Genomic DNA, 24,622 nt, shown 5'->3' on the forward strand with positions numbered 1-24,622 from the left:
GGACCTGCCCATGATCCAGCAGACGCTCCAGGAGGTCTTCGGCTATGACGACTTCCGCCCCGGCCAGCGGCCGGTCATCGAGGCCATCGTGGCCGGCCGTTCCGCGGCGGCGATCTTCCCTACCGGTTCCGGCAAGTCGCTCTGCTACCAGCTGCCGGCCCTGCAGCTGCCGCACCTGACCCTGGTGATCTCGCCGCTGCTGGCCCTGATGCAGGACCAGCTGGCCTTCCTCGGCCGTCACGGCATCCCTGCCGCCAGCCTCGATTCGGGCCAGAGCCGTGAGCAAGCGGCGGCGGTCATGGAAGGCGTCAAGCGCGGCGACATCCGCATCCTGATGGTCTCGGTGGAGCGCCTCAAGAACGAGCGGTTCCGCGCCTTCATCAGCCGGGTGCCGATCTCCTTGATGGTGGTGGACGAGGCCCACTGCATCTCGGAGTGGGGCCACAACTTCCGCCCGGACTACCTCAAGCTGCCGGACTACCGCCGCGACTTCGCCATCCCGCAGGTGCTGCTGCTCACCGCCACGGCCACCCCGCGGGTGATCGACGACATGCGCACGCGCTTCGACATCGCGCCGGGGGATGTCACCGGCACCGGCTTCTACCGCGCCAACCTCGACCTCCAGGTGACGCCGGTGCCCGCCGCCGAGCGCCCCCGCCGGCTGGTCGAGTGGCTGCGCCCGCGGTTCGAGCAGAAGACGCCCGAGTCGACCATCGTCTATGTCACCCTGCAGCAGACGGCGGAACGACTGGCGGCCTACCTGGCGAAAGCGGGCCTGCCGGCCACCGCCTACCACGCCGGGCTCGACGGCGAGCGGCGCGAGGCGATCCAGCGGGACTTCATGGCCGGCCACACGCCCTGCATCGTCGCCACCATCGCCTTCGGCATGGGTATCGACAAGGCCGATATCCGCAATGTGGTGCACTTCGACCTGCCGAAGTCCATCGAGAACTACAGCCAGGAGATCGGCCGTGCCGGCCGCGACGGCCTGCCCTCCCGCTGCCTGATGCTGGCCGGGCGCGACCATCTCGAGGTGCTGGAAAACTTCGTCTACGGCGACACCCCCGAGCATCACGGCATACGCCGGGTGATCGACGATCTGCGCGCCGCCGGAACGCAGTGGGAACTGATGCTCAATACGCTGTCGCGGCACAGCAATATCCGCCCCCTGCCGCTCAAGACCCTGCTGGTGCAGCTCGAACTGCGCCGCCTGATCGCGCCTCGCTACAGCTACTTCGCCGACTACCGCTTCCGGCTCGAGTCCGAGCCCGAAGCCCTGCTCGACCGTTTCCAGGGCGAGCGGCGGGCCTTCGTCCAGGCGATCCTGGACGCCTCCTCCCGCGCCCGTACCTGGTACAGCCTGGACTTCGCCGCCCTGGAGGCCCTCGGGGCCGAGCGTGGCCTGGATACCCGTCGAAGCCGGGTGATCACCGCCCTGGACTACTTCGTCGAGAAGGGCTGGATGGTGCTGGAGAGCAAGCAGATGACCGAGGTCTACGAGGTGCTCTCGACCGAGATCGACCCCGTAACGCTGACCGACGACCTCTTCGCCTACTTCCGCGACAAGGAGCGCGCCGAGATCGACCGCCTGCAGACCATGCTCTCGCTCTTCGAGAGTGACCGTTGTCTGAGCCGGCGACTGGCCGACTGGTTCGGCGATGCTCGCGCCCCCGAGCACTGTGGCCACTGCTCCGCCTGCCGTGGCCAGGTGGCACGACTCCCGCCCGGCGAGCCGGCGACGCCCTTGGCGACCCGAGACGTCGATGCCCTGTGCCGTCCCTTCCTGCAGCGGCTGGCCGAGGCCGGCGAGGGCCACCCGGCCACCGCGGACCTGCTGACGCGCTTCCTGTGCGGGATCACCACCCCACTGTTCGCCTCCATGAAGGCGCGCAAGCTGGAGGCGTTCGCCGCCCTGGAGGGCTATCCCTATGCCGAGGTTCGCCGGCGCGTCGCCGAGCACCTCGCCGGCTGACCGGGTCAGCCGCGACGTTGACACCACCGACCAAGACTGATCGAAGGGCCCCTGGACCCGGTTGATGTGGCGTTCCACCTCGCCGAGAATAGTGGCCAGCGACCCATCGAGACGGCAAGGAGATACCATGAGCCAGTTATCCGAACAGCAGTGCGAGGCCTGCAGCATCGACGCCCCCAAGGTGTCCGAGGCCGAGATCGAGCAATACAAGACCGATATTCCCGAGTGGCAGATCGTTGATCGCGATGGCATCATGCAGCTGGAACGGACCTTCAAGTTCCGAGACTTCAAGCAGGCCCTCGACTTCACCCAGCGAGTCGGCGAGATCGCCGAGCAAGCCGATCACCATCCCGCGATCCTCACCGAATATGGCAAGGTAGCCGTGACCTGGTGGTCACACAAGATCAAGGGCCTGCACCGGAACGATTTCATTCTTGCCGCCAGAACCGACGAGGTAGCGAAATAAATGTTCGAGAAAATTGAGCGGGTTCCCGGGGACGCCATCCTCGGTCTGATCGACGCCTTCAAGAAGGACACCAACCCTCAGAAGGTCGATCTCGGCGTCGGCGTCTACAAGGACGACCAGGGCAACACTCCGGTGATGCGCGCCGTCAAGGAAGCCGAGGCCCTGCTGCTCAAGAACGAGACCACCAAGACCTACATCGGCTCCCATGGCGCGCCGGCGTACGGCGAGGTGATCCTGCCCATGGTGCTGGGCGAGGGATCGCCGGTACTGGAGTCCAAGCGTGCCAGCGCCACCCAGTCACCCGGCGGTACCGGCGCCCTGCGCCTGGCGGGCGACTTCATCGCCCACCAGCTCCCCGGCAAGGACATCTGGGTCTCCGACCCGACCTGGCCGAACCACCTGGGCATCTTCCCGGCCGCCGGCCTGACGCTGCACAAGTACCCCTATGTGGATGCCGAGAACCGTCTCGACTTCGACGGCATGCTGGCGGCACTCAAGCAGATCCCGGAAGGTGACGTGGTATTGCTGCACGCCTGCTGCCACAACCCCACCGGATTCGACCTCTCCCGCGACCAGTGGCACCAGGTGCTGGAGGTGGTGCGTGAGCGCCACCTGCTGCCGCTGATCGACTTCGCCTACCAGGGCTTCGGCGAGGGCCTCGAAGAGGACGCCTACGGGGTTCGCCTGATGGCCGAGAACCTCGACGAGGTCATCATCACCAGCTCCTGCTCCAAGAACTTCGGCATCTACTGCGAGCGTACCGGCTGTTTGATCATGGTGGCGAAGAACCAGGAGCAGATGGAGAACGTCCGCTCGCAGATCGCCATCGTGGCCCGCGAGAACTACTCCAACCCGCCGGCCCACGGCGGGTCCATCGTCAGCGAGATCCTGCACTCCGCGGAGCTCGCGGCCAGCTGGCGCGAGGAGCTCACCGAGATGCGCGACCGCATCAATACGCTGCGTCGCGACTTCGTCGAGGCCCTCAAGCCCTTCGGCCTGGACCAGAAATATGCCTGCGTGGCCGAGCAGCGTGGCATGTTCTCCTACACCGGCCTGACGGCCGAGCAGGTCGACCGCCTGCGCGACGAGTTCGGCATCTACATGGTGCGCTCGGGCCGCGCCAACGTGGCCGGCTTCTCCCACGAAAACCTGCCCTACCTGGCCAAGGCGATCGCCGCGGTCAACTGATCTCGGCACCCTCGGAATCGACAACGCCCGGGTCATCGGCCCGGGCGTTGTCGATTCTGGCATAGTCGATATATTGAAGATTTGCCGGAAACATCAGGCCATTACCCTGTATCAGTCATAATATCTACAAGATTGCACTATCCATCTTCCCTGGCTGCCGGCGGGGGCTGGCGAGGATGCGTCGCAGCACCTGCCAGGCCGCCAGACCCGCCAGCAGATTACCCAGCGCCGCGCCCATGGCCAGGCCGAGCAGCTCCCCCAGCCAGGCTCCGGCCCAGAGACAGGGCAGGTAGAAGACAAACAGCCGGGCGGCCGACATCAGCATGGCGCGCAGCGGCCAGCCCAGGGCGTTGCCCGCCGAGACCACGATCATGCAGACTCCCAGCGCCGCATAGCTTGGCAGCAGGAAGCGAATCAGCGTCGCCAGGTCATCACGCACCTCGGGATTGCCGGAAAGCGCGAGCGCCACCCAGGGAGAGGCCAGGGCCATCAGGATCCCCAGCGACAGCTGCCAGACCACCACCACCCGGAGCGCCAGGCGCATCAGCCGGTGTATCTGGTCCCAGTCCCCGGCGCCGTAACAGCGCCCGAGCCAGGGCGGCAGCGACATGGTCATGGCCAGCACCACCATCAGCGAGAGGGTTTCCAGGCGACTGGCCAGCCCCCAGGCCGCCACCTGAGCCTCGCCGAGGGAGGCCACCACCGAAATGGCGAGCATCGCCGCCAGGGGCGGCATCAGCTGGCTGATCATGGCCGGCCCGGCAATGCCGGCGAAGGGCACCAGTGAACGGCGCAGCTCCCCGAGCAGTCCCTCGGCCGCCAACCAGCCCATGCCTGCCAGCCGACGGCTCAGCACCAGCAGGCCCGTCGCGAAGGCGATCGAGGTGGCCCACGCCGCCCCGGGCAGACCCAAGCCCGGCCAGGGACCGACACCGAAGATCAACAGCGGGTCGAGGACCAGATTGACCAGGCTGGTGATCACCATCATCTTGCCGGGCAGCCAGGTGTCCCCATGGGCCCGGAACAGGCTATAGCCGAAATAGAGCAACGCCCCCAACCAGGCCGCCAGCAGCTGGGGCGCCCAGTAGGCTCGGATCAGCTCACGGGTGGACTCATCGGCCCCCAGCAGGGCGAAGACGGGCGCCTGGATGGCCCACAGCAGCAGCACCAGCAGGGCGATGGTGACGGTCCCCACCAGCAGTACCAGACTGCCCAGTCGTCGTGCCCGGGTGGACTCCCCTGCCCCCAGGGCACGCGATATCAGCGCCGCGATGGCGATCCCCATGCCGACCTGAACGCCGATGACCAGAAAGGACAGCGGGAAAGTGAAGGACTGGGCGGCCAGCGGTGCCGTGCCGAGTCGCGCGATGAAGGCACTGTCCACCAGCTGGAAGCCGAGCAGTGCCAGCACGCCGATGGCCATGGGCCAGGTCTGGCGCCAGAGAGTCAGGCCAAGCGAGGAACGGGATTTGTCGGGGGGATTCACAGGGGCTCCGTGGTCGTTCGGAAGGCTGGCATTCTACGCCAAGCGGGCGCCAGACTCAGCCCGACACCCCCTGGTGTCCCGTCACCAGCCCTCCCAGGACGCGCTCCATTTCCAGGGCGGGCATGGGACGGAAGAAATAGAACCCCTGGACCAGGTCGCAGCGCAACTCCCGGATCAACGTCAGCTGTTCACAGTTCTCGACGCCTTCGGCCACGACCTCGAGGCCCAGGCGATGGCCGATGAAGATCGCGGCCTCCATGATGGCCCGATCCTCGGGCTGGTCCGGGGCATCCCGCACGAAGGTTCGATCGATCTTGAGTGCCGTGACCGGGAAGTGCTTGAGATAGCTGAGCGACGAGTAGCCGGTGCCGAAATCATCGATGGCGATGCGAAAGCCCAGTTGGTGGAGCCGGTGTAACCCCTCCAGGATCCTGTCGTCGGCCTCGATCAGCACATTCTCGGTGAGCTCGAGACCGATATGCCGGGGCCCGAGACCATGGCGTGCCAGGCAGGCCTCGAAGCGCTGGAAGACGTCGGGCCGGCTCATCTGCCGGCCGGAGAAATTGATATCGATGCGCTCGAGTGCCAGGCCGGCATCACGCCACAGCGCCCGCTGATGGCAGGCGGTCTCCATGACCCAGTCACCGAGACGATGGATCAGGTCGGAGCGTTCGGCGAGGGGAATGAACTCGGCCGGCGAGATCGGCGGACCCTCCGCCGGCTGCCAGCGCAGGAGCGCTTCGAGGTTCTCGATGCGACCGCTGACGGGAGATACCTGGGGCTGGTAATGCAGCGAGAGCTCTCCACTGTCCAGGGCCTGCTCCAGTCGGTCGACGAGGCGATGCTGGTGGAGCAGCTCGTCGTGGAGTTGCTGGTCGAAGAACCACACGCTGCCGCGGCCATCCAGCTTGGCCCGGTTCTTGGCCACATCGGCATTGCGGATCAGTTCGCGCGCCGTATCGCCGTTGTCCGGATAGAGACTGACACCCAGGCAGGCCGTCACGTGGCGTCGGGAACCATCCATCAGGAAGGGAGCACGCAGCACCTGCTGGACCTTGTGGACCAGCTGCGAGAGCACATCCTCGCGCTGGAAGCCCGGGAAGGCGATCACGAACTCGTCGCTGGAGAGTCGAGACATCAGGTCGGAGGCTCGCGTCGCCCGATGCAGCCGCCGGGTCAGCTCGACCAGCAGCCGATCACCCTGCTCGTAGCCCAGGGCGTCATTGATCTCCACGAAGTGGTCGATGTCCAGGTAGACCAGGACCAGCCCGGCGTCCTGTCGGCGACAGTCGGCGATGGCCTCGTCCAGCTGCGCCTCGAAGGTCTGGCGATTGGGCAGGTGGGTCAGCGAATCGAAGCGCGTGGCGAAATCCAGCTCACGATGCGCCCGCTTCTGGTCCGAAAGGTCCACGTCGACACAGAACATCAGCGGGTCATCGGTGTGCTCGCCGAGCATGACATGGTGAGAGAAGACCGGGACCAGCTCCCCGCTCTTGTGCTGGAGCTCGAGCTCATCGGCAGGAATCTCGACGCCTTCCCGCACCCAGGCCCGGTGCGCCTGTATCACCGGCTCGCGCATCGGCGCCGGGATGATCAGCTCTTCCAACAACTGGCCCTGGGCCTCCTCGGGGGCATAGCCATAGAGCCGGGTGCTGGCCTCGTTCCAGTAGATCACGCGCCGCTCGTGATCATAGCCCTGGACCGCCACCTTGGGCAGGCTCTCCAGCAGGGCCCGGAAGCGTTGCTCGCTCTCCAGGTACTGGCGGCGCACGACCTCGACATCGTCCCGGACGCTATCGTCCCGGGCATCGGGCCTTCTCGCTCTGACCTCTTGCCACCGACGTGCCAGCCAATGCCGGAAGCCGGTATCGCGACCGCTCATTCGCACCCTCGTCTTTGGAAGACGATACCGCCTCTCATCATGAGGCTGGATGGCCCCATCGTGCGACATCGTGAACCCTCATCCTACCTGCATGTGTAGGAAATATCCTACACGGCATGGCGGGTCGGCCAGGCGTTGGCCTCCGACGTTTCAATGAAAGATCCCAGCCGACCAGTAGGACAAGTCTCGTACATTTTTTGACATTTCGTTGCAAATCTTCTCTTTTTCCTAGGTTGCCCGGGCTTTCGGGCAACCACCGGGCAATCACGCCCACGACCCAATGGAGAAGACCCCATGAAACTCGATACCCTCAAGTACGGCTTCGATCCCGCTACCATGCCCCTCGACCCGGTAGCCGACTACTGGTCGCCGGATGTCACCAGCGCCCTGCAACGGCAGGACTGGGCCAGGACCGAAGTGCGCTCCCGGGTGGATCTCGAGGCCTGGCAGGCGTCTATCGCCGACCTGCCCCGAGACCCTTACGTCAACCGTCGCTGGAAGCGCATGTCCTGGCTGACCCTGGATGAGCGGGGCGAGGTCTATGATATGGGCCATTGCCCCATGGCGCAGGGTGGCGCCTTCAATGATGCCGAGAGCATGGCGGATCGCCTGCGCTACTATGAGCCGCTGACGCCCGAGTTCATGGCCCGCCCGGATGTGAAAGCCTTCGTGCGCGCCTGGGCCCGGCTGTGGGACCTGAAGCCCAACGAGCCCATCCTGATGCAGATCACCGGCGTTCGCGGCGAGGGCATGGTCGATCCCCTGCAGGGCCAGGGTATCCATGCCGACGGCTGCAAGGCGCTGAGCATCCTGGTGCTGAACCGCCACAATGTCGCCGGGGGCGATAACCACCTCTATGCCGACAAGGCGGGAACTCAGCCCCTGGTCGACACGACCCTCGCCCCTGGCGACATCCTGCACCTGCGTGACGACCGCCTCTACCACAGCGTGGACGGCATTCACCAGGAAGATGCCGATGCGCCCTTCGAGCGCTTCATCATCATCATCAACAGCCGCTTCGTGGATGAGTTTCAAAACCGCATCCTGCGTCGACACTTCCCCGAAGCGGTGCTCAACGAGACCCGCTGACTCCCACCGCTGACCCCGCAACGAAACGCCCCCCGGAGATGCTCCGGGGGGCGTCTTACTGCCTGCGGGAGAAGCCGCGGGGTAGGCCTTACTGGCGCACCCCCTCGAAGGTCACATAGAGCTCGAGCTCGTGCATCACCTCGGGGAAGTCGCCCATGTCGATACCGTAGTCGGCCAGTGTGAGGGTGGTGGAGCCCTCGAAGCCAGCACGATAGCCCCCCCAGGGATCCTCGCCTTCACCCAGCAGGGTGACCGGCATCTCGATCTCGTGGGTCTCACCGTGCAGGGTCAACTCACCCGTCAGCACACCTTCGTTGTCGCCGGTCGGTTCGAAACCGGTGGAGTTGAAGGTAGCGGTGGGATACTCGCCCGCGTCCAGAAAGTCCTCGCTTTTGAAGTGCTTGTCACGCTCGGCATTATTGCTGTTGAGACTCGTCACGTCGACTTCCACGCTGGCGGCCGCGGCCTCCAGGTTCTCGGGGTCGTAGCTGAAGCTACCGGAGAACTCCTCGAAGCTGCCGAGGATGTAGGAGTAGCCCAGGTGGCTGATCTTGAACTGCACGAAGGCGTGCTGGCCATCGGTATCGATGGCGTAGTCAGCGGCCTGGGCCTGGCTGGCGCCGATCAGGGCGGCGGCACTCAACGCAGTGGCGATGGCGGTCTTCTTGGTCATCATGTGTCTCTCCTTACGGGTCATGTCAGGGGAAATCGCCTCAAGGACGACGGGAACGGCGCGGGTCGACCATGCGCCACAGGACGTCATTACGATCGACCCAATGGTGTTTCAGGGCGGCCAGGGTATGTCCCGCCGCCAGGAGGATCAGTGCCAGGGCGCTGTACCAGTGGATCTGGCCGGCCACGGTGGCCTGCTGGGGCAGACCGCTGATCAGCGCGGGCACCACGAAGGCGTCGAACACGCTGATGCCCTTGCCATCGGCGGTGGAGATCAAGTAGCCGCTGACCAGCACCACCAGCATCAGCCCATAGAGACCGATGTGGCCGAGATGGCCGGCCAGGCGCTCGAGGCGATGCCCCTTCGACACCGGCGCCGGGGTGACGATGCGCCACACCACACGGATCAGGGTGACGAACAGCAGCAACATGCCGATGGAGCGATGCCACCAGGGCCCCAGGTTGTACCAGTTGTCATAGTAGCCGAGCCCGGTCATCCACCAGCCCAGGGCGAAGAGGCCAAGGATGGCCAGGGCACTGATCCAGTGCAGCAGGATGCTGACCAGCCCCCAGCCGCTGCGGGTGTTCTTCCACATGTTCAGATGCCTCGGTCCGCGTCGTATCAATCGCAACAGCTTACCGCAGCGCATCATCGCCATCCGCTGAAAAAAGCCGAACGCACCGTTCGGAAAAACCACATGCCGCCCGCCACGGCAGTCATGGCGGGTGGCAAGGTAAACCACGGCGAATCGAGCTCACACCAGCGCGTCGAGCCCGCGGGCCAGGTCGGCGCGGATGTCTTCCATGGCCTCCAGGCCAACCGCCACGCGGATCAGTGCCTCGGTGATGCCGGCGGCGTCCTTCTGGTCCTGCGAGAGGCGTCCATGGGTGGTGGTGCCGGGATGGGTGATGGTGGTCTTGACGTCCCCCAGGTTGCCGGTAATGGAGATCATGCGGGTCGCATCGATCACCGACCAGGCCGCCTCGCGTCCGCCCTTCACCTCGAAGCCCAGAACCGCCCCGTAGCCCTGCTGCTGTCGGCTGGCGAGCTCGTGCTGTGGATGCGTGGCCAGGCCGCTGTAGTGGACGCGCGCCACCGCGGGATGCCCCTCCAGCCACTCGGCCAGGATCCGGGCGTTCTCGCAGTGCGCCCTCATGCGCAGGTTGAGCGTCTCCAGGCCCTTGGTGAAGATCCAGGCATTGAAGGGGCTCAAGCAAGGGCCACAGGTGCGCACCACCCCGAACACCTCCTCGAGCTCCTTGTCACGCCCCACCACGGCACCGCCGATCGCCCTGCCCTGGCCGTCCAGGTACTTGGTGGCGGAATGGATCACCAGGTCGGCGCCCAGGGCAATCGGCTTCTGCAGCGCCGGGGTCAGGAAGCAATTGTCGATGGCCAGCCACGCCTCATGGCGCCGGGCGATCCTGGCCAGCATCGCGATGTCCACCACCTCGGAGAGCGGGTTGGACGGTGTCTCGGCAAACAGCAGCCGGGTGGCCGGCGTCATCGCCTCCTCCCAGGCCTCGAGGTTCGACAGCTCCACGTAGCGCGTGGTGATGCCGAACTTGCCCAGGTACTTGTCGAACAGGCTGACCGTGGAGCCGAACAGCGAGCGTGAGGCCACGATCTCGTCGCCCGACTGGAGCAGGGCCAGCGCCGTGGCCAGGATCGCCGCCATGCCGGAGCTGGTGGCCACGCAGCGCTCGCCCCCCTCCATGGCCGCCAGGCGCTGCTCGAAGGTACGCACCGTGGGGTTGGTGAAACGCGAGTAGATGTTGCCTGGTTGCTCGCCGCTGAACTTGGCCGCCGCCTCGGCGGCGCTGCCGTAGACGAAGCTCGAGGTCGGGAAGATCGGCTCGCCATGCTCCTGCTCATGGGTACGCTGGTGGCCGGCACGGATCGCCAGGGTCTCCAGCTCCCATTCCTGCTGCGGTGTCTGATCCTGCTGCATGACGTGCCCCTCAGTCGTCGATGTCATCTTCCTGGTTGTGCATCCCCACCAGGGCATGGTCGCCGGCGCTGCGTTGCTGCTTGGCGTCATCGCTGCGCGAGGCCTCGAGGTCCGACAGGTAACGCTCATCGATATCGCCGGTGACGTACTTGCCGTCGAACACCGAACAGTCGAAGGCCTCGAGTTCCGGGTTCACCTCACGACAGGCGGCCTTCAGGTCGTCGAGATCCTGATAGAAGATCCGATCGGCGCCGATCAGCTCGCCCACCTCGGCCTCGCTGCGACCGTGGGCGATCAGCTCGCTGGCCGCCGGCATGTCGATGCCATAGACGTTGGGATAGCGCACCGGCGGCGCGGCCGAGGCGAAGTAGACCTTGCGCGCGCCGGCCTCCCGGGCCATCTGGATGATCTGCTTGCAGGTGGTACCGCGCACGATGGAGTCATCCACCAGCAGCACGTTCTTGTCCTTGAACTCGACGCCGATGGCGTTGAGCTTCTGGCGCACCGACTTCTTGCGCTGGGTCTGGCCCGGCATGATGAAGGTCCGCCCGATGTAGCGGTTCTTCATGAAGCCCTCGCGATAGGTCACGCCCAGGTGCTGGGCGAGCTCCAGGGCGGAGGTGCGCGAGGTGTCGGGAATCGGGATCACCACGTCGATGTCGTGCTCCGGCCACTCGCTCTGGATCCGGTCGCCGAGCTTGCGGCCCATCTGCATGCGAGTGCCGTAGACGTAGGCACCGTCGAGGATGGAGTCGGGGCGTGCCAGGTAGACGTGCTCGAAGATGCAGGAGGCAAGCCGCGGATGATCGGCACACTGCTGGGTATGGATGGCGCCGGTCATGTCAACGAAGATCGCCTCGCCCGGGGCCAGGTCACGGTGCAGCTCGAAGCCGCCGACGTCCAGCGCCACCGACTCGGAGGCGATCATCACCTCCTGCCCCTGTCCTTCGTCGCGGGTGCCGAACACCACCGGACGGATGCCGTGGGGATCGCGGAAGGCCACCAGCCCCACGCCGTTGATGATCGCCACCGCGGCGTAGCCGCCCCGGCAGCGACGATATACGCGTCGCACCGCGTCGAAGATGTCGCCGGGCTCCAGGTGCAGGCCCTGCTTGCCCAGCTCGTGGGCGAAGACGTTGAGCAGCACCTCCGAGTCGGAACTGGTGTTGATGTGGCGCAGGTCGGAGGAGAACAGCTCCTGCTTGAGCTGGTCGGAATTGGTCAGGTTGCCGTTGTGGGCCAGGGTGATGCCGTAGGGCGAGTTGACGTAGAACGGCTGCGATTCCGCCTCGCTGGAGGAGCCCGCGGTGGGATAGCGCACATGGCCGATGCCCAGGTTGCCCTTGAGGCGTGCCATGTGGCGGGTGTGGAAGACGTCACGCACCAGGCCGTTGCTCTTGCGCAACAGGAAGCGGCCCTCATGCCAGGTCATCATGCCGGCGGCATCCTGTCCGCGATGCTGGAGCACAGTCAGGGCGTCATAGATGCCCTGGTTCACCGCCTGCTTGGCCATCAGGCCCACGATACCGCACATTCTACCTTACCTCGCTTGCCTGGTAATTGCCTTGAAGAGTCGGGACGGGACCGTGTCCGGCCCGCCCCGGGATTCGTATTTGGTCAGGGGGGCATCGCCTCGGTGGCGTCGTCCGGTGCCGACTCGAGCTGAGTGGCCGGCGGCTGGTCCGGACGCGGCAGCGAGAGCTCGCGCAGCGACGCCGGCGTCTCGGGCAGGCGCCCTTCCCAGCCTTCGAGATGGCTCACCGCCCAGTCGCGCAGCTGCTCGAAGCTCGGCCGCAGCTCGGCCTCCTGCCAGGCCTGCAGCTGCACCAGCGGCGTCAGGCTGAGCAGGATGGTCGCCAGCACCAGGATCGCCGCCCCCTTGGCCATGCCGAAGGCGGCACCAGTCACCCGGTTCAGGAACCCCATGCCGACCCACTCCACGGCGGCATGGACCAGGCGGATGATGATGCCGGAAAGCAGAATCACCGCAAAGATCACCAGCACGAAGGCCAGCACTAGTCGTCCATCGGGATTGTCGATCACCTCGGAGAACAGGTCCGCCACCGGCTCGGCCAGCAGCCGCGCGGCCAGCAGGGCGATGATCCAGGCGGCCAGCCCTAGCGCCTCGCGGATCAGCCCGCGCAGGAAGCCGGTCAGCCCGGTCACCACCAGCACCGCCACGAAGAGCCAGTCGATCCAGGTCAGCGCCATGCTCAGTTGCCCGCCCGCACCAGCAGGCCCTGGAGATTGGACTCGGCCTTGAGCTTGGCCATCACCTCCTCGCCCTCGCGGGAGGTCGCATAGGGGCCGACATAGACGGTCATCAGACCATTATCGCGGACGCGGCTGTAAACGGGCAGCCCCTGCGCGGACAGGTTCGATTCGAGACGCTCGGCGTTGGCCGGCTTTCCGAAACTGCCTACCTGGACAGCCCACTGGCCCTCGGGGGCCGGCTCGCGGTTCGCTTGCTCAGCCTGGCTCGACAAGCGCTGATCGGCGGCACGCGCCAGCTCGGCGATGGGATCCTCGGCGGGCACCCCGGACGCCCCCTCGGCGACGGCCGCGACCGCCTGCTCGGATTCCGGCTCGCCCCGATCCTGCGCGGCCTCCTGGCCAGGCGACGACACCCCATCGGGCGACTGGATCTGCCCGAGGCTCGACGGCGGCTGCGGGTCGGGCACGTCACGACGCTCGACCTCCACCGGCTGCTCGATGGTCATCACCGGCCGGGGGCGCTCGCTGCGCGGTGCAGGATCGTCGAACAGCATGGGGACGAAGATCACCGCCAGGGCGATCAGGATCACTGCTCCGCTGAGACGTTCTCGCATTCCGTATTTCATCTCGCTCCCTCGTCGATGAGCGTATCTTCCCCTGCAGTCTGATCCGATGCCAGCCGCCATTCCAGCACCTCGGCCACGGTGAAGAAGGAGCCGCAGACCAGCACCCGATCCTCGGGCGCGAGCCGAGCCGCCAGCCAGTCGGCCGCCTCGACCGGCGAGGCGCCGCGGTGCCATACCTCGCCGCCGTAGCGGGCCAGGCGCTCGGCCAGATCCTCCGCCGTGCGGGCACGCTCCCCCGCGAGGCTCACCGGCACCCAGGCATCCACCACCGGCGACAGGACGGCGATCACGCCATCGGCATCCTTGTCGGCGAGCATGCCCAGCAGGGCGATGGTGCGTCCCGTGCAGGGGCGCGCCGTCAGGCGCTGGGCCAGATAGCCAGCGGCATGGGGGTTGTGGCCGACATCCAGGCACCACTGTCCCAGCCACTGCAGGCGCCCCGGCAGATGCACACCGGCAAGAGCGCGGCGACAAGCGTCCGCGTCCAGATCGACACCGACCAGGCTCAGGGCCTGTAGGGCCGTGGCGGCATTGTCCAGGGGTAGGCCCGGGTCGGGGAGATCGGAAAAAGAAGGGCCACTTGACTGGGGTCTGCCCCCAAAAAGGCTCCGAAAGCTCCAAAAGCGCCAGCCTTCACCTTCTCCCTCACGGCAGAACGACTCATCCAGGGCATAAATGGCGGCGCCGAGTTCGCTAGCCACCTGGCGCACGCTGTCCGGCAGCGTCGTGCTGCCCAGCACCGCAGGCCGACCGGCACGCAGGATGCCAGCCTTCTCGCGGCCGATGCCCTGCAGGTCGGTGCCGAGGAAGGCGGCGTGATCCTGGGCCACAGTGGTGATCACCGCCACGTCCGGGTCGATGATGTTGACCGCATCCAGCCGGCCGCCGAGACCGACCTCGAGGATCGCCAGGTCCGCTCGCCCTCTGGCGATGGCCCACAGCGCCCCCAGGGTACCCACCTCGAAGTAGGTCAGGCTGACGGGCTCGCCCGCCAGACGCGCCGCCTCCACCGCCTCGAAGCCAGCGATCAGCGTCGCGTCATCGGCCTCCTGGCCGTCGAGACGCAGGCGTTCGTTGTAGCGCAGCAGGTGGGGCGAGGTGTAGGTCGCTGTGGGGAGACCATGGGCCCGGGCCAGTGCCTCGAGCATGGCCACGGTCGACCCCTTGCCGTTGGTACCGGCCACGGTGATGACCCGGCCGGCAAGGGGAGCATCGAACAGGCCCATGCGACGCGCGACCTCGGCCACACGCTCGAGGCCGAGGTCGATGCCGACCGGGTGCGCCGCCTCCAGCCGCGCCAGCCAGGCCGGAAGCGTATCGGGAAGGGCGTGATCGCTCATGCCGATCGATCAGCGCGCCGGATCGGGGCGCTCGCCGGCCTGCTCGACATCGCTGTCGACCTCCGGCTCAGCGGCCTCCGCCGCGGCGGCCGACGACGGGCCGGTCATCGCCAGGCCCTCTTCGTGCTCGGCCTGCTCGGCCGCCTGGACGAGATCGGGCTCGTCGCCGACGTCAGCGCCCTGCCCGGCCACCGGCCAGTGGCTGAGCTTGCGCAGCACGCCGCCCAGTCGCTCGCGCATCTCGCCGCGCGGCACGATCATGTCCACGGTGCCGTGCTCGAGCAGGAACTCGCTGCGCTGGAAGCCTTCCGGCAGTTGCTCGCGGACCGTCTGCTCGATGACCCGGGGCCCGGCGAAGCCGATCAGCGCATTGGGCTCGGCCACGTTGAGGTCGCCGAGCATCGCCAGGGACGCCGAGACACCCCCGAACACCGGATCGGTCAGCACCGAGATGTAGGGCACGCCGGCCTGCTTGAGCTTCTCCAGGGCCGCCGAGGTCTTGGCCATCTGCATCAGCGAGAAGAGCGCCTCCTGCATCCGTGCGCCGCCGGAGGCGGAGAAGCAGATCAGCGGGATGCCCTCCTCCAGGGCAACGGTCGCGGCACGCACGAACTTCTCCCCCACCACGGCCCCCATGGAGCCACCCATGAAGGTGAACTCGAAGGCCACCACCACCACCGGCAGCCCCTCCAGGGAGCCGCGCATGGCGATCAGCGCATCCTTCTCGCCGGTCTCCTTCTGGGCCGCCGCCAGGCGGTCCTTGTACTTCTTGGAGTCGCGAAACTTGAGGCGATCCACCGGCTCGAGGTTGGCAGCGATCTCTTCGCGGCCCTCCTTGTCCAGGAACCAGTCCAGCCGCTTGCGGGCGGTCAGCCGCAGATGGTGGTCGCACTTGGGGCAGACGTTATGGTGCTTCTCCAGCTCGGGGAGATAGAGCACCGCCTCGCACTTGGGACACTTGCGCCACAGGCCATCAGGCACGCTCGCCCGGCGATCCTTGCGCTGGATGCGGCCCACCGAGGGCACGATCTTGTCTAGCCAGCTCATGTCAGAAACACTTCCGTATAGGCTGATGCCCCCGGCGGCGCCGGGGGCAGGGTCGATTCGGTTGGCGACGGGCGCGGATCAGGCGTCCAGGGCCTGGCGCATCTCCCCCAGTACCGCCTTCAGGGCGGCCGGGATCGCCTCGGGACGCTCCGCATTCTCGGCGATGCGGTTGACCAGCGCCGAGCCGACGACCACGCCATCGGCCACCTTGCCCACCTCGGCGGCGGAGGACCCGTCGCGGATGCCGAAGCCCACGCACAGCGGCAGGTCGGTCAGCTCGCGCAGCGGCGCCAGGTGCTCGGCCACGTCCTCGGCATTGAGGGTCGCCGAGCCGGTCACGCCCTTCAGCGAAACATAGTAGATGTAGCCCTCGCCGTGGGCACATATTGTAGCGGCCCGGGCGCGAGAGGTGGTAGGGGCGACGAGGAAGATCGAGGCCAGCCCGCGGGCCTTGAGCAGCGGCCCCACCTCGTCGGCCTCCTCGGGCGGCATGTCGACGATCAGCACGCCGTCGACGCCGGCCTCGGCGGCCTGATCGGCGAAGGCCGCAAGGCCGATGCGCTCCACCGGGTTGAGGTAGCCCATCAGCACCACCGGGGTCTCACCATCGGTCTGGCGAAACTCGCGCACCATCTCGAACAGGTGGGAGAGCCGCACGCCGTGCTTGAGGGCACGCTCGCAGGCCTTCTGGATCACCGGCCCATCGGCCATGGGGTCCGAGAACGGCACCCCCAGTTCGATGATGTCGGCCCCGGCTTCCACCAGGGCGTGCATGAAGCCGACGGTATGCGCGGGTGCCGGGTCACCGGCGGTGATGTAGGGAATCAGCGCGCGGCGGCCCTCGGCCTTGAGCGCGGCGAAGCGTTGGTCGATACGATTCATGGTCTGGGCCGTCATCTAGAATTCGATCCCGTCGATCTTTGCCACGGTCATGATGTCCTTGTCACCGCGGCCGGAGAGGTTGATCACGATGTTCTGGTCGGGACGCATGGTGGGGGCCAGCACCTTGGCATAGGCCAGGGCATGGGCGGACTCCAGGGCCGGCATGATGCCCTCGACGCGGGTCAGCTCGCGGAAGGCCTCGAGGACCTCCGTGTCGTTGGCGGCGACATAGTTGACCCGGCCCACGTCCTTCCACAGCGCATGCTCGGGACCGACGCCGGGGTAGTCCAGGCCCGCCGAGATGGAGTGGGTGTCGGAGACCTGCCCTCCCTCATCTGACATCAGGTAGGTACGGTTGCCGTGCAGCACGCCGCGGGGCGCGCCGGAGGCCAGGGGCGCGGCATGGCGGCCGGTCTCGACGCCATCGCCACCGGCCTCGACGCCGTACATGGCGACGTCGTCATCCTCGACGAACGGATAGAAGAGGCCCATGGCATTGGAGCCACCGCCCACGCAGGCGATCAGCGCATCGGGCAGCTTGCCGAACTCCACGAAGGACTGCTCACGCGCTTCGCGCCCGGCCACCGCATTGAAGTCGCGCACCAGCATCGGGTAGGGATGCGGCCCGGCCACGGTGCCGATGATGTAGAAGGTGTCGTCGACATTGGTCACCCAGTCGCGCAGCGCCTCGTTCATGGCGTCCTTCAACGTACGGGTACCGGACTCCACCGGGATGACGTTGGCTCCCAGCAGGCGCATGCGGTAGACGTTGAGCTTCTGGCGCTGCACGTCCTCGGCGCCCATGTAGACCTCGCACTTTAGCCCCAGCCGCGCTGCCACGGTGGCCGTCGCCACGCCGTGCTGGCCGGCGCCGGTCTCGGCGATGACCCGCGGCTTGCCGCTCTTCTTGGCGAGCAGCGCCTGGCCGATGGTGTTGTTCACCTTGTGGGCGCCGGTGTGGTTGAGGTCCTCGCGCTTGAGCCATATCTGTGCCCCGCCGAGCTGCTTCGACCATCGCTCGGCATGGTAGAGCGGTGACGGGCGGCCCACGTAATGGGCCAGGTCATAGTCGAATTCCGCCTGGAAGGCCGGGTCGTCGCGAAGACTCAGGTAGGTCTTCTCCAGCTCATCCAGGGCGAAGCTCAGGGTCTCCGAGACGAACCGACCGCCGTAGGCGCCGAAATGGCCGCGGGCATCCGGCAGTCGGGTCAGGTCACTGAACTTGCTCACGAAAGACACCTCATAGGGTCGCCAGAAGGGGTGTAGGGGAAACGGGGTGAAGCGAACGGCTCAGGCGCCGCAACGCGCGTCATCGGCCCGGCGCACGGCCCGCTGGAAAGCCGCCATGCGCGCGGCATCCTTGACGCCGGGGGCGGCCTCGATGCCGCCGGAAACATCCACGGCGAAGGGGGCCACGGCCGCGATCGCCTCGGCCACATTGTCCGGCGTCAGGCCTCCGGCGAGGATAACAGGTTTTGCCAGGCTTGCGGGGATTCGCGACCAGTCGAAGGTCTCGCCGGTGCCTCCCGGCACGCCCGGCCGGTAGGCGTCCAGCAGCAGCGCCCGCGCCCCGCCGTAGGCCTCGGCGGCGGCGTGGAGATCGAGGCCATCGCGCATGCGCAATGCCTTGATCCAGGGGCAGCCGGCGGCCATACAGGCCGCGGGGGACTCGTCGCCATGGAACTGCAGCAGGTCCAGGTGCTCGGCGCAGCGTGCCACCAGTGCCGGGGCCGGGTCGACGAAGAGACCGACCCGGGTGACGAAGGCCGGCACCCTGGCGCAGAGCTCGGCGAGGCGCTGCTCGTCGATGGCACGCTTGCTGCCCGGCCAGAGCACGAAGCCCAGGGCATCGGCACCCGCGGCCACGGCGGCATCGACATCCTCGGGACGGGTCAGGCCGCAGAACTTGATGCGGGTACGAAGCGGGATCGACATTACGGCAACGGTCTCCGGATTTTTAAGGGAACTCAATCGCGCCGCAAGCGGCGCTCCCACAGCGCGGCTCCGGTCAAAGCACGGTCAAGCATCGGCGGCTACAGGCCTGCCGCGGCGAAACTCGACCATCGGGCAGTCGGGCAACGGCCGCTCGCCTGTCCATTCGCCGAGGAAGGCCAGCAGGTTGGGGCCCAGCGGTTCGCGGGGCAGCCCCCACGCCTCGTCGTAGAGCGAGTCGACGAAGTGCAGACCACAGGCCGGGGCAGTCACGTCGCCGAGCCGCCGGTCCTTCAGGGCCATCAGCTCGGTCAGGTAGTCGTCGCCACGCTCGCCGCGCCCCACCGTGACCAGGGCACCGACGATATTGCGGACCATGTGGTGCAGGAAGGCATTGCCCTGGACGTCGACGACCACCAGCGGGCCGTGACGGTGTACCTCGATGAAGTGGAGGTGGCGCCAGGGGGTCTTCGACTGACAGCCGGCGGCACGGAAGCTCGAGAAGTCATGCTCACCCACCAGCGCCTGGGCGGCGCGATGCATGGCCTCGGCATCCAGGGGGTCGCGACACCAGGTGGCGTAGGCCCGCTCCAGCACCGGGCGGCTCGGCTGGTTGAGAATCACGTACCGGTAGCGCCGAGCCAGGGCCTTGAAGCGGGAGTGGAAGCTGTCGGGGACTGACTTCACCCAGCGAACCGCGACATCCCGGGGCAGGTTGGCATTGACGCCGAACACCCAGGCCTTCTGCGAGCGAGGCACCGGGGCATCGAAATGGATGATCTGGCGGGTGGCATGGACACCGGAATCGGTGCGACCGCTGGCATGCACGGTGATGAACTGGTTCGCCACCTTGGCCAGCGCCGCCTCCACTGCCGCCTGCACCGAGGGGGCATGCCTGAGGCGCTGCCAGCCGCAGTAGGCGCTGCCGTCGTACTCCACCCCCATGGCCAGGCGGCCGGTCAGGGGATGGTGGTCATCGAGGGATCGGAAAAGGGTCATTCGGCCTCATGGCGGGGTTTGGTCCAGCAATTCGCGGGCCCCCTGTCGGGTATCCGGGTCGTCGGACTCGTCGATCAGGCTCTCGAGCAGCGCACGGGCCTGGCCGGCCTCGCCGGCGTCCAGCAGGCGCCGCGCCTCGGCCAGGGTCGAGGTAGAGGAAGCCACCGCGGAAAAGTGGGCATTATCCCGCGACAGCGGCGGGAAGGCCACCTCCTCGACGTCCCAGTCCTCGGGCATGTCGCGTTCGGCCCTGATGCCGGGCATGGCATCCGCTGAGCCGCCATCCCCGGCCCCAGACGAGGTGAACTCCACGCTGGGCTGCATGGGCGTCTCCTCGCGGGGCGCCGGGCGCTCCTCCAGGGTCGGGGGACGATAGTCGATGATCTCGCGTCCATTATCCGCCTGGTGGGTGGCCAGAGGCTCTGCCGGCAATTCATCGGCCCCTTTGGGCTCCTGCTCGGGCAAAACCTCGTCGAGCGCCTCGCCATCCGGATCGGACGACGCGGCGGCATCCGGCCAAGGGGCCTCATCCTCCTGCGGCTCCGGTTGCGGATCTGGCTCCAGCTCGGGCGGACGATAGCGCGCCAGCGGATCGGCCGGCTCTCCGGCCGAGGCTGCTGCGTCGGGCACCGCCTGGCTAGCCGACGCCTCCTTCGGCACCTCGCCGGAGGGGGTGTCGCGTGCTTCCTTCGGTGCCTCAACCGAGGGGGTGTCACGAGAAGGCGCTTCGTCCGTCGCAGCGTCGTCCTGGGCGTGCGGGTCGTCAGGCGCGTCGGGGTCATCGAAGCGCCGCGGGGGAAGCTCGTCGGCCTTGGGGAAGATGGCCCGGTCGGCCGGCGTATCCGCCACGGGCGCTGCCGCAGGGGCGGCCGGGGCGTTGCGGACATGGCGCTCCATCAGCTGGGCGACCTGGGCCTGGACATCCGGGTCCCCACCCGCGCGCAGCTGCTCGGCCTGGCGCGCTGCCGCCGCATGATCGCCCTGCTCCAGCTGCACCCGCAGCAGTTTGAGCCTCAGGTCATCACGGCCGGGCTCCCGTGCCAGGCTGGACTCCAGCAGTTCACGCGCCTGGTCGTAGCGCCCGTAGGCGATGAAGATGTCGGCCTCGTTGATCGCCTCGGCTTCGGGCATGGACGCGCGCACCGGCGCCGCCCTGTCGTCGCCGTGGACATCGGCCTCCTGCGCCTGGGGGCCGCCCGGCACCACCACGCCACTGGCCGCCGGGTCCACCGGGCGCGCCTCGTTGAACACCGGCGCCGGCTCGCTCTCCTCGCGGCGGCGGCGGCGCACCAGGGCCCACAGCGCCAGCAGCAGTGCCAGCCCGGCGCCGCCCAGCATCAGGTTGCGGTCGGTACCGCCCTGGTAGAGCGCGCCCCACCAGGACGCCTGCCGGGCAGGTTCCGGCTCGCTGCCGGGGGCCACCACGCCACCGCTGCCCGGGGCATCTGCGCCCTGCCCGCCGGCACTTATCGCGGCCAGCTGGTCACGCATGGCGTCCAGCTCCTCGCGAAGGTCACCGAGCTGGGACTGCAGCTCGTCACGCTCGCTGCGAACCGCCTCCAGGGCCTGGCGATTCTCGAGCCAACGCGCCTCGAGGCGCAGCAGCCGCTGGTCCTCGGTCAGCTCGCCGCCACCCTGGATCAGCGCCAGCACCTCGGGGTCGATAAACGGCCCCTCCCCTGTGGCACCCGAAGGCATGGCCAGGGAGGCTGCGGCAGCCTCCTCCCCCGGCGGCGCCCCGGCGGACGACTCAGCCTCCTGCTGATCCGAGACGCCGTCGATCGGCACCCCGCCCTCGGCGGCCACCTGGGCATCGCTGAGCAGCGTCAGCCGCTGCCCCTCCGCGCTGGTCGCGTCCTCGCCACTGGGGGCGGCATCGCTGGATGCCGCCTCGACCGCCTCTGGCGGCACCTCGTCCGCAGGCTCCGCCGAGGCCCCCTGCTGTGCCGGGGCGCTGGCCACGGCCGATGCCGGGGCGTCGGAGGGACCGCCCAGTGCCACTCGCGCCGGCGCACCGCTGCCGCGATTGGCCCAGGCCTGGTTCATGGCCTGGACGACACGGTCGGCCTCGGCGGAGGCGCGTGCCGCGATGGCCTCGCGGGACGGCACCACCAGCGTAAAGCCGGCCCGCATGGCGTTGATGTTGCCGGAAGGAAAGACCTCCGGGTTGGCCTCCACCAGGGCGACCATCATCTGGTTCATGCTGATGCCGCTACCCGGCCTCAGCCGGCCGGCCACCGCCCAGAGGGTGTCGCCGCTGCGCACCCAGGCGGGGTTGCCCGCGCCCGCGTCGGAGGTGCGGGCCAGCGGGCGGGAGGAGGATTCTGCCGCCGGGGCAGACGCGCGAGGCGCGGAAACGGCTTCCCGCGGCGCGGTCGAGGACGCCGCGACCAGGGCCGGGAGCTGGTCATAGTCCGGCGGATCGAGCAGCAGGGTCACTTCCCGCAGCTGCTGGCCACCCGGCCAGTCGAAGCGCAGCAGCAGATCGACCCAGGGCTCACGCACGGCCCGCTCGGTGGTCAGGTCGACAATCAGGCGCCCCTGCCGTCGTGTCACGTCCATCTTCACGCTGGCCGCCAGCGGGGTACGGGGCAGGCCGGCCGCCGAGAAGGCGCGCTCATCGGCCACCGAGACATTGAGCAGATCGGCCTGCAGGCCGCTGCTGTCCGTCAAGGGGATGCTCGCCCGCAGCGGCGCATTGAGCGTCGAGGTGACCTCGGCCTCCCCCAGGCCGAGGGCCAGCGCCAGCGGGCTGGCGGCGGAGAGCGAAAGCAGCATGGCGAGTGTCAGCTTGCGTTTCATCGGGTTCCCTTGCGTCGTTCCACTGCGCCCCGCCGAGCCCCGGCGGTGGCCTGGTAGTATTTTCTTAGTGATTATGGTGACTATGTATCACATTCCCTGCGCCGGCGCCCTCCCGGATCATCACCGGCCATCGTACTCGCAACATAAGCCATTGATCGCTAAACGCGCGAATCCTGGCTGACCAACGCCCAACGACCAACGGAAAGCGGGACGCCACATGGGCGTCCCGCTTTCGTTCATGCGGTCATGGGCAACCGCACGTGGCTTACTGCTCGCGCAGGATCTTCAGCATCCGCTTGAGCGGCTCGGCCGCCCCCCACAGCAGCTGGTCACCGACGCTGAAGGCGGAGAGATACTCGCCGCCCATGGCCAGCTTGCGCAGGCGACCCACCGGCACGCTCAGGGTGCCGGTGGCGGCAGCGGGCGTCAGGCCATCGATGGTGGCGTCCTTGTCGTTGGCAATCACCTTGACCCAGTCGTTGTGGCGGGCCAGGCGATCCTCGATCTCGTCGATCGGGACGTCCTTCTTGAGCTTGATGGTGAAGGCCTGGCTATGAGAGCGCATGGCACCGATGCGCACGCAGAGCCCATCGATGGGAATCGGGTTGTCCTGGAGGCCGAGAATCTTGTTGGTCTCCACGGAGCCCTTCCACTCCTCCTTGCTCTGGCCATTGTCCATGGGCTTGTCGATCCAGGGCAGCAGACTGCCGGCCAACGGGGCACCGAAGTTGTCGGTGGGGAAGTCGCCCGAGCGCATCGCCGCCGTGACCTTGCGATCGATGTCGAGGATGGCGCTGGCCGGATCGGCGAGCTCGTCGGCCACGCTGTCACGCAGGCTACCCATCTGGTTGAGCAGTTCGCGCATGTGCTTGGCGCCGGAACCGGAGGCGGCCTGGTAGGTCATGGAGGTCATCCACTCGATCATATCCGCCTCGAAGAGGCCGCCGAGGCCCATCAGCATCAGGCTGACAGTGCAGTTACCGCCGACGAAGGTCTTGGCGCCCTTCGCCAGCTGGGCATCGATGACGTGGCGGTTGACCGGGTCGAGGACGATGGTGCCCTCGTCCGCCATGCGCAGGGTGCTGGCGGCATCGATCCAGTAGCCCTTCCAGCCACCCTGACGCAGATCGCCGTAGACCTTCTCGGTGTACTCGCCGCCCTGGCAGGTCACGACCACGTCCAGTGCCTTGAGGGCTTCCAGGTCGAAGGCATCCTTGAGCGGAGGCACGTCGACGCCGATGGCGGGACCGTCCTGGCCGACCTGGGAGGTCGTGAAGAAGATCGGCTCGATGCCCTTGAAATCGCCATCCTCGAGCATCCGCTGCATCAGCACGGAACCCACCATGCCACGCCAACCGACAAAACCGACTTTCAACATGTGAAGCCCTCCAGAAATCGAATGTGGCAGACATTATACAGAAAGCCGCGCCGAGCGCCGAGCGCCGGGGCACAGGGGTCAGACCCTTAAGGGTCTGGCCCAAAATTAAAATTAGGGCGCGCAGCGCATCAAGCGGGCCTTGTGCCCGAAACGGCCACCAACAAGCTGCATGGCGTGTGGGCAAGCAGCGAGGCGCCGACGGAGCCACGCCACCACCGGGCCAGCGCCGTCTGTTCGCGGTGACCGACCACGATCAGATCCGCGCCGACCTCAAGGGCCATTCGGCCGATCTCCTCGGCCGGGTTGCCCATGCTGATACGCGTTTCCACGGACAGTCCCGCCCGCCGCAATCCTTCAGCGCCTTCCGTCAGTACGCGGTGCACTTCCTGATATTCACGCTCCGGCAAGTCTTCCGAGGCTGCCACCGCTTCAGCGAGTGCGACACCCAGCTCATGGGCGACGACGGCGAGGAGATAGACACGGGCCCGGCAAAGCGAGGCCAGCTCGGCCCCCTGAGCCAGCGCCTCACGGCCTTGCTGGCTGCCGTCATAGGCCAGGAGGATCGTCTGGTACATGTGCGGTTCTCCTTCAATAAGCGCCATGAGGGGCCTTCCCGGGCAGGCTGCGGACAGAACAGGCGGCGGGGCTTGATCCTGCCTCTAGACATTTATTAGCTAGCTACCTATCATAATAAC

21 protein-coding genes are annotated in these 24,622 nt (G+C 67.3%); 4 read left to right on the forward strand and 17 right to left on the reverse strand.

Going from position 1 to position 24,622, the window contains the following annotated elements:
* Positions 1 to 10 precede the first annotated feature (10 nt).
* From OP497_RS10290 to OP497_RS10300, 3 genes are all read left to right on the forward strand, one after another.
* Entirely contained in the window at positions 11 to 1,972 is a 1,962-nt protein-coding gene (locus tag OP497_RS10290; protein WP_280548130.1) for an ATP-dependent DNA helicase RecQ, read from the forward strand.
* 127 nt (positions 1,973 to 2,099) lie between these two features.
* Complete coding sequence (locus OP497_RS10295; RefSeq protein ID WP_280548131.1) at positions 2,100 to 2,438, forward strand: 4a-hydroxytetrahydrobiopterin dehydratase; 339 nt, start codon at positions 2,100 to 2,102, stop codon at positions 2,436 to 2,438.
* A complete protein-coding gene (locus OP497_RS10300; protein WP_280548132.1) occupies positions 2,439 to 3,626 on the forward strand; it encodes an amino acid aminotransferase in 1,188 nt (395 codons plus the stop codon).
* Positions 3,627 to 3,750: 124 nt separating this feature from the next.
* Here the strand turns inward: OP497_RS10300 and OP497_RS10305 are convergent, their stop codons facing one another.
* A complete protein-coding gene (locus tag OP497_RS10305; RefSeq protein WP_280548158.1) occupies positions 3,751 to 5,049 on the reverse strand; it encodes an MATE family efflux transporter in 1,299 nt (432 codons plus the stop codon).
* 118 nt (positions 5,050 to 5,167) lie between these two features.
* A complete protein-coding gene (locus OP497_RS10310) occupies positions 5,168 to 6,994 on the reverse strand; it encodes an EAL domain-containing protein (protein WP_280548133.1) in 1,827 nt (608 codons plus the stop codon).
* A gap of 294 nt (positions 6,995 to 7,288) precedes the next feature.
* Here OP497_RS10310 and OP497_RS10315 point away from each other — a divergent pair, with 294 nt between their 5' ends.
* A complete protein-coding gene (locus OP497_RS10315; protein WP_280548134.1) occupies positions 7,289 to 8,083 on the forward strand; it encodes a 2OG-Fe dioxygenase family protein in 795 nt (264 codons plus the stop codon).
* Between the two features lie 88 nt (positions 8,084 to 8,171).
* Here the strand turns inward: OP497_RS10315 and OP497_RS10320 are convergent, their stop codons facing one another.
* From OP497_RS10320 to OP497_RS10390, 15 genes are all read right to left on the reverse strand, one after another.
* Positions 8,172 to 8,756: a YceI family protein gene (locus OP497_RS10320; RefSeq protein WP_280548159.1), complete on the reverse strand. Its 585-nt coding sequence runs from the start codon at positions 8,754 to 8,756 to the stop codon at positions 8,172 to 8,174.
* A 40-nt stretch (positions 8,757 to 8,796) separates the two neighbouring features.
* Positions 8,797 to 9,351 carry a cytochrome b gene (locus OP497_RS10325; RefSeq protein WP_280548135.1) on the reverse strand — a complete coding sequence of 185 codons (555 nt, stop codon included), beginning with the start codon at positions 9,349 to 9,351 and terminating at the stop codon, positions 8,797 to 8,799.
* A 159-nt stretch (positions 9,352 to 9,510) separates the two neighbouring features.
* Complete coding sequence (locus OP497_RS10330; RefSeq protein ID WP_280548136.1) at positions 9,511 to 10,707, reverse strand: O-succinylhomoserine sulfhydrylase; 1,197 nt, start codon at positions 10,705 to 10,707, stop codon at positions 9,511 to 9,513.
* A gap of 10 nt (positions 10,708 to 10,717) precedes the next feature.
* On the reverse strand, positions 10,718 to 12,241 hold the full coding sequence (gene purF, locus OP497_RS10335; RefSeq protein ID WP_280548137.1) for an amidophosphoribosyltransferase: 1,524 nt from the start codon (positions 12,239 to 12,241) through the stop codon (positions 10,718 to 10,720).
* Between the two features lie 83 nt (positions 12,242 to 12,324).
* On the reverse strand, positions 12,325 to 12,918 hold the full coding sequence (locus OP497_RS10340; protein WP_280548138.1) for a CvpA family protein: 594 nt from the start codon (positions 12,916 to 12,918) through the stop codon (positions 12,325 to 12,327).
* A 2-nt stretch (positions 12,919 to 12,920) separates the two neighbouring features.
* On the reverse strand, positions 12,921 to 13,535 hold the full coding sequence (locus OP497_RS10345) for an SPOR domain-containing protein (protein WP_280548139.1): 615 nt from the start codon (positions 13,533 to 13,535) through the stop codon (positions 12,921 to 12,923).
* Positions 13,536 to 13,543: 8 nt separating this feature from the next.
* Complete coding sequence (gene folC, locus OP497_RS10350; protein WP_280548140.1) at positions 13,544 to 14,887, reverse strand: bifunctional tetrahydrofolate synthase/dihydrofolate synthase; 1,344 nt, start codon at positions 14,885 to 14,887, stop codon at positions 13,544 to 13,546.
* Between the two features lie 9 nt (positions 14,888 to 14,896).
* The gene (gene accD, locus OP497_RS10355) at positions 14,897 to 15,934 is read right to left on the reverse strand and encodes an acetyl-CoA carboxylase, carboxyltransferase subunit beta (protein WP_280548141.1); all 1,038 of its coding nucleotides are present in this window, start codon (positions 15,932 to 15,934) and stop codon (positions 14,897 to 14,899) included.
* A 78-nt stretch (positions 15,935 to 16,012) separates the two neighbouring features.
* Positions 16,013 to 16,816 (reverse strand): tryptophan synthase subunit alpha, encoded by an 804-nt coding sequence (trpA, locus tag OP497_RS10360; RefSeq protein WP_280548142.1) that lies wholly within the window; start codon positions 16,814 to 16,816, stop codon positions 16,013 to 16,015.
* 15 nt (positions 16,817 to 16,831) lie between these two features.
* Entirely contained in the window at positions 16,832 to 18,046 is a 1,215-nt protein-coding gene (gene trpB, locus OP497_RS10365; RefSeq protein WP_280548143.1) for a tryptophan synthase subunit beta, read from the reverse strand.
* A 60-nt stretch (positions 18,047 to 18,106) separates the two neighbouring features.
* Positions 18,107 to 18,751 carry a phosphoribosylanthranilate isomerase gene (locus OP497_RS10370; RefSeq protein ID WP_280548144.1) on the reverse strand — a complete coding sequence of 215 codons (645 nt, stop codon included), beginning with the start codon at positions 18,749 to 18,751 and terminating at the stop codon, positions 18,107 to 18,109.
* Positions 18,752 to 18,835: 84 nt separating this feature from the next.
* On the reverse strand, positions 18,836 to 19,747 hold the full coding sequence (gene truA, locus OP497_RS10375; RefSeq protein WP_280548145.1) for a tRNA pseudouridine(38-40) synthase TruA: 912 nt from the start codon (positions 19,745 to 19,747) through the stop codon (positions 18,836 to 18,838).
* A gap of 6 nt (positions 19,748 to 19,753) precedes the next feature.
* The gene (locus OP497_RS10380; protein ID WP_280548146.1) at positions 19,754 to 22,549 is read right to left on the reverse strand and encodes a FimV/HubP family polar landmark protein; all 2,796 of its coding nucleotides are present in this window, start codon (positions 22,547 to 22,549) and stop codon (positions 19,754 to 19,756) included.
* Between the two features lie 265 nt (positions 22,550 to 22,814).
* Positions 22,815 to 23,927, reverse strand: coding sequence for an aspartate-semialdehyde dehydrogenase (asd, locus tag OP497_RS10385; RefSeq protein WP_280548147.1), 1,113 nt, complete (start codon positions 23,925 to 23,927; stop codon positions 22,815 to 22,817).
* A 128-nt stretch (positions 23,928 to 24,055) separates the two neighbouring features.
* On the reverse strand, positions 24,056 to 24,502 hold the full coding sequence (locus OP497_RS10390; protein ID WP_280548148.1) for a universal stress protein: 447 nt from the start codon (positions 24,500 to 24,502) through the stop codon (positions 24,056 to 24,058).
* Positions 24,503 to 24,622: the final 120 nt, after the last annotated feature.

The organism is Halomonas sp. 11-S5, assembly GCF_029889825.1.
Taxonomy (GTDB): Bacteria; Pseudomonadota; Gammaproteobacteria; order Pseudomonadales; family Halomonadaceae; genus Halomonas.